The following is a 4,390-nucleotide window of genomic DNA, read 5'->3' on the forward strand; positions in this document are numbered from 1 at the left end:
GGCCGCATGGTGGCCCGCTCCTCGGAAAAGTTCGGACCGAAGTCGCTGGACAAAATCGCCTTCGCCTGGACCAGTTGAGCGCTCGAGCTGTCGAAGCGCCTCAAGCCTGGTTCGGCCAGCAATAGCGCTCGCTATTTCGTGACATGAAACTCAGCGGCTGGCGGAGCAATCAATGCGTATTGACGCCATTTCGATTGGAATCGATCCGCCGCGCGAAGTGAACGTCATTATTGAGGTGCCGGTCGGCGGCGAGCCTATCAAATACGAGATGGACAAGCAGGCCGGCACGCTGGTGGTCGATCGTTTTCTGTACACGGCGATGCGCTACCCCGGCAATTACGGCTTCATCCCGCATACGCTCTCGAATGATGGCGATCCGTGCGACGTGCTGGTCGCCAATACCCGTGCGATCGTCCCCGGCGCGGTCATGAGCGTGCGCCCCGTCGGCGTGCTGCTGATGGAAGACGAGGCCGGCGGGGACGAGAAGATTATCGCGGTGCCATCATCGAAGCTGACGCAGCGCTATGACAAGGTGCGGACCTACAGCGATTTGCCCGAGATCACGCTGCAGCAGATCCAGCACTTTTTCGAGCACTACAAGGACCTCGAGCCGGGAAAATGGGTGAAGGTGTTGCGCTGGGGCGCTGCTGAGGATGCGCACAGGCTGATTGCCGATGGCATCGCGCGCGCCAAGGGCAAGTAGCGCTGCGCGCGTTGCGCAGCATCAGACCGCGGGTGTCGGCAGGCCACGAATGGCGCATGCGGCACGCAAGGTGTTCACCAAAAGGCAAGCGACCGTCATTTGCCCGACCCCGCCGGGCACCGGCGTAATTGCACCGGCGACATCCAGCGCTTCGGAGAAGGCGACATCACCGACCAGCCGGGTCTTGCCGTCTTTTTCGGGCAGGCGGTTAATGCCGACATCGATCACGGTCGCGCCCGGCTTGATCCAGTCGTCGCGCACCATCTGCGGTTTGCCGGCAGCGGCATAGACCAGATCGGCGCGGGCGCAGAGCTTGGGCAGATCGCGCGAGCGCGAATGCGCGATCGTAACCGTCGCGTTCTGGTTGAGCAGCAGTTGCACCAGCGGACGGCCGACCAGGTTGGAACGGCCGATGACAATGGCGTTCATGCCTTCGAGCGAGGGATGCACGCTCCTGGTCAGGATGATGCAGCCCAGCGGCGTACACGGCGACAGAGCCGCAAAACCTCCAGCCAGCCGCCCGGCGTTATTCGGGTGCAGGCCGTCGACGTCCTTGGCGGGATCGATGGCATTGATGATGGCTTCCGTATGCAGCGACTTTGGTAACGGCAGCTGCACGAGAATGCCATGAACGGCGGGATCGCGATTGAGCTTTCCAATCAGCGCCAGCAGTTCGCTCTGCGCGACATCCGTCGGCAACACAAATTCGAAAGAGGCCATCCCGGCAGCCTGGGTCTGCTTGTGCTTGCTGCGGACATAGACCTGGCTGGCCGGATCGCTGCCTACCAGCACCACGGCAAGACCGGGGATCAGGTCATACTCGCGCTTCACTCGCGCAACCTCGTCCGCTACGCGGGCGCGGAGATCTGAAGCAATGACCTTGCCGTCGATGATGCGCGCCGTCATCTCGCTTCCTTTATGGCCCTTCAATCAATCGTTGGCGCGCGTCATAGTCGTTCGACGCGCCACCTGTTCGCAGTCAGCATCAATCTGATTTCGCCAAGGCCAGCTTTCGCAATGCGTCGCGAAGCTTTGTCGGCTCGCCATCGACCGCAATTTGCTTGAGGCGCGAGGTCACGCCGGAGACAATACGCACCTGGGCCTTGGGCACTCCAAGCACTTTCGCGATTAGCTCCATCACCGCGCGATTGGCTTCGCCACCTTCGGCGACGGCGCGGACCCGCAATTTGAGCACCGTACGTCCGTCGGCAAGTGTCTCGATCCCATCGATCTCGTCGCGGCCGCCGCGCGGCGTCACCCGGAGCGCGACCCTGACGCCCTCGGTGGAATAACGCCAAGGATCCATCAGCCGCCGACCAGGCTCAGAAAACGCTGGGATAAATGTAATAGGTGATCACCCGCTGGATAAACATGATGATCAGGATCAGGATGATTGGTGAGATATCGAGTCCGCCGAGATTGGGCATGAAGGAGCGGATCGGCGCCAGCAGCGGCTCAGTGATCCGATAAAGGAACTCCGCTACCGCCGAGACGAACTGATTGCGCGTGTTGACGACGTTGAAAGCGATGAGCCATGACAGGATCGCGGACGCAATCAGCAGCCAGACGTAGAGATCCAGGACGATAAGAACGATGTCGAGAACGGCGCGCATGCTGGCTTACTCGGAGGTTCGGTCGCGGATTCGACCCCTCGCTAGATACCGGTTCCATCCGCTGCAAACAAGGGAAGTTCCAGTGAAAATCGGTCATAAAACCATGGCTTTCGCCGTTCTTGACTTGAGCTTGGGGCGGACTGTAAATGGCGGCGATTGCTGTCCGCTTTTCTTCACAAGCCGGCCGCATGGGGCCATAGCTCAGCTGGGAGAGCGCGTCGTTCGCAATGACGAGGTCGGCGGTTCGATCCCGCCTGGCTCCACCAACCTTCGCCGACTGCTCGGCCGGGAAGCTGTTGAACAAACTGTACCTGAGCGCAGTCTAAAAAATTGAACCTCACTTGCCGGTAAATTTCGGCGGCCGCTTTTCCATGAAGCTCGCGACGCCTTCACGGAAATCGCTGCCGCGCAGCGCGATCACCATTTCACGGTTGGCATCGATCGTCGCTTCGGCCAGCGTCTGGAACGGCACGTCGTAAAGCTGGCGCTTGATTACGGCGATCGCGCTCGGCGAGACGAAATCGGCGAGATCGCGCGCGTAGGCAAAGGTGTGTTCGCGCAACTGGTCGGGCGGATACAGCCGATTGACCAGCCCAATCCGCAGCGCCTCCTCGCTTGACACCCGCCGCGCCGACATCAGCAGGTCCAGCGCATTGGCGTGACCAACGATACGCGGCAGCATCCAGCTGATGCCGTGCTCGGCGATCAGCCCGCGGCGCGAAAAAGCCGTCGTGAAGACCGTGTTGTCTGCCGCGAAGCGAACGTCACAATAGAGTGCATGCACGAGGCCGATACCGGCGGTCGCGCCATTCAGCATTCCGATCACCGGCTTCGGAATCGATGGATAATAGCCATAGCGGGTTTGCCAATCTGGCCTGCGATTCATATCGAATGGCGGCAGGCTCTGGCCGCGCCTGATGTCCTCTGGATCAAGCCCTTTCAACGCATCCATGTCGGCGCCCGCGCAAAAGGCGCGCCCGGCGCCGGTCAGCACGATTACCCGCACATTCTCGTCCGCGGCCGCGGCCTCCATGGCGTGGCGCACATCACGCTCCATGATCGGCGTCCACGCGTTCATGCGATCGGGCCGGTTAAGCGTAATCGTCGCGATTTTCTCGCTGACCTCATAGAGAATGTGCTGATAGGTCAAAACCGATCTCCCCGTGCTCGCCTGCTCGCGAGAATGATTGTTATTAGTTCATGCTTTGGAAGCTGCGCTCGCATGCGAGCCTTTTGGCCGCGCAAGATAATCGACCGTTTCTGGCCGCTCTTTCAACCATCCGGTCCAACGCCTGAATACTTTGTTCATCCGATCAGGCTCGACTCCGAGCTGCGCCATTGCGACGCCGCCGTTGACGGACTCCCGGTACTCGGCAATCAAGCCATCGCGCACCAGGAATCGGCTCATGCCATCGATCACCACATACTGGCCTTTGAATTGCGGAATTTTCGACGTGAAACTCGAGAGCGACCACGCGTATCCCATGATGCCATCGAACACCGGATCAAACATCTCCCATCGATAGTCCGCCGCATCCCGGTGAAACAGGTTTTGCATCATGTCGGCGATGGCGGCGCGGCCTTGATGCGGGCCGTAAATATAGTCGTAGTAAATCGCGTCCTCGGTGAAATGGTCCGCGAAGCGCGCGCCATCCCCGGATTCCGCCGAGAGCGTGAACGCGTTCAGCAGGCGAGCAAATTCGTCACCGGTCATATCGCCTCCCTTTGCCCGATGAGCGCTGTCACGAGCTTGTTGAGCCGACACTAGCATAATCGAAAAGGTCAGAGACGTTTTGAAATCTCTGGAGTTCGGAAGCTATTCCGCGGCTTGGGCCATCATTGGCGATGGCACCCTAACCCGCCATTGCTCGAGGAATTCCTTCAACCATGCGCGCTCGGCAGCGTCATGCACCGCGCGATCCGTGAAGTGATGATGGCGCTCGCGAGCACCGGGCAATTCGAGGCGCGCGTGTCCGTGCGTGGTCCAGCGATGCATCATCGCGTAGGTCACGTCCGGATGAAATTGCAAGCCGAACGCTTGATCGAACTGAAACGCTTCGACGGGAAATTCGTC

Annotated in this window: 6 protein-coding genes, 1 tRNA gene and 2 pseudogenes; 3 read left to right on the forward strand and 6 right to left on the reverse strand. The window is 60.2% G+C overall.

Features of this window, described 5'->3' with window-relative positions:
- Together VJV58_RS17600 and ppa are read left to right on the forward strand one after the other, a co-directional pair.
- Positions 1-78 (forward strand): annotated as a pseudogene (locus VJV58_RS17600) (GNAT family N-acetyltransferase); the annotation flags it as partial.
- A gap of 94 nt (positions 79-172) precedes the next feature.
- Positions 173-703: an inorganic diphosphatase gene (gene ppa / locus VJV58_RS17605; protein ID WP_324138645.1), complete on the forward strand. Its 531-nt coding sequence runs from the start codon at positions 173-175 to the stop codon at positions 701-703.
- A gap of 21 nt (positions 704-724) precedes the next feature.
- Here the strand turns inward: ppa and folD are convergent, their stop codons facing one another.
- The 3 genes from folD to VJV58_RS17620 form a co-directional block, all read right to left on the reverse strand.
- On the reverse strand, positions 725-1,609 hold the full coding sequence (folD, locus tag VJV58_RS17610; RefSeq protein ID WP_324138646.1) for a bifunctional methylenetetrahydrofolate dehydrogenase/methenyltetrahydrofolate cyclohydrolase FolD: 885 nt from the start codon (positions 1,607-1,609) through the stop codon (positions 725-727).
- Positions 1,610-1,688: 79 nt separating this feature from the next.
- On the reverse strand, positions 1,689-2,009 hold the full coding sequence (locus tag VJV58_RS17615) for a DUF167 domain-containing protein (RefSeq protein ID WP_324138647.1): 321 nt from the start codon (positions 2,007-2,009) through the stop codon (positions 1,689-1,691).
- Positions 2,010-2,025: 16 nt separating this feature from the next.
- On the reverse strand, positions 2,026-2,316 hold the full coding sequence (locus tag VJV58_RS17620; protein ID WP_324138648.1) for a YggT family protein: 291 nt from the start codon (positions 2,314-2,316) through the stop codon (positions 2,026-2,028).
- Between the two features lie 190 nt (positions 2,317-2,506).
- On the opposite strand from VJV58_RS17620, the gene VJV58_RS17625 reads away from it, so the two are divergent.
- Positions 2,507-2,582 (forward strand) — tRNA-Ala (locus VJV58_RS17625).
- Between the two features lie 71 nt (positions 2,583-2,653).
- Here VJV58_RS17625 and VJV58_RS17630 read toward each other — a convergent pair.
- From VJV58_RS17630 to VJV58_RS17640, 3 genes and pseudogenes are all read right to left on the reverse strand, one after another.
- Complete coding sequence (locus VJV58_RS17630) at positions 2,654-3,466, reverse strand: enoyl-CoA hydratase (RefSeq protein ID WP_324138649.1); 813 nt, start codon at positions 3,464-3,466, stop codon at positions 2,654-2,656.
- 48 nt (positions 3,467-3,514) lie between these two features.
- Positions 3,515-4,030, reverse strand: coding sequence for a nuclear transport factor 2 family protein (locus VJV58_RS17635; protein ID WP_324138650.1), 516 nt, complete (start codon positions 4,028-4,030; stop codon positions 3,515-3,517).
- A 102-nt stretch (positions 4,031-4,132) separates the two neighbouring features.
- A pseudogene (locus VJV58_RS17640) lies at positions 4,133-4,390 on the reverse strand (glutamine amidotransferase); the annotation flags it as partial.

This window comes from Bradyrhizobium sp., assembly GCF_035273305.1.
Classification (GTDB): domain Bacteria; phylum Pseudomonadota; class Alphaproteobacteria; order Rhizobiales; family Xanthobacteraceae; genus Bradyrhizobium.

What these genes read in the sequence shown, in the direction of transcription:
- ppa (WP_324138645.1), top strand. Translation starts at nt 173, where the DNA reads ATGCGTATTGACGCCATTTCGATTGGAATCGATCCGCCGCGCGAAGTG.
- folD (WP_324138646.1), bottom strand. Translation starts at nt 1,609, where the DNA reads ATGACGGCGCGCATCATCGACGGCAAGGTCATTGCTTCAGATCTCCGC.
- VJV58_RS17615 (WP_324138647.1), bottom strand. Translation starts at nt 2,009, where the DNA reads ATGGATCCTTGGCGTTATTCCACCGAGGGCGTCAGGGTCGCGCTCCGG.
- VJV58_RS17620 (WP_324138648.1), bottom strand. Translation starts at nt 2,316, where the DNA reads ATGCGCGCCGTTCTCGACATCGTTCTTATCGTCCTGGATCTCTACGTC.
- VJV58_RS17635 (WP_324138650.1), bottom strand. Translation starts at nt 4,030, where the DNA reads ATGACCGGTGACGAATTTGCTCGCCTGCTGAACGCGTTCACGCTCTCG.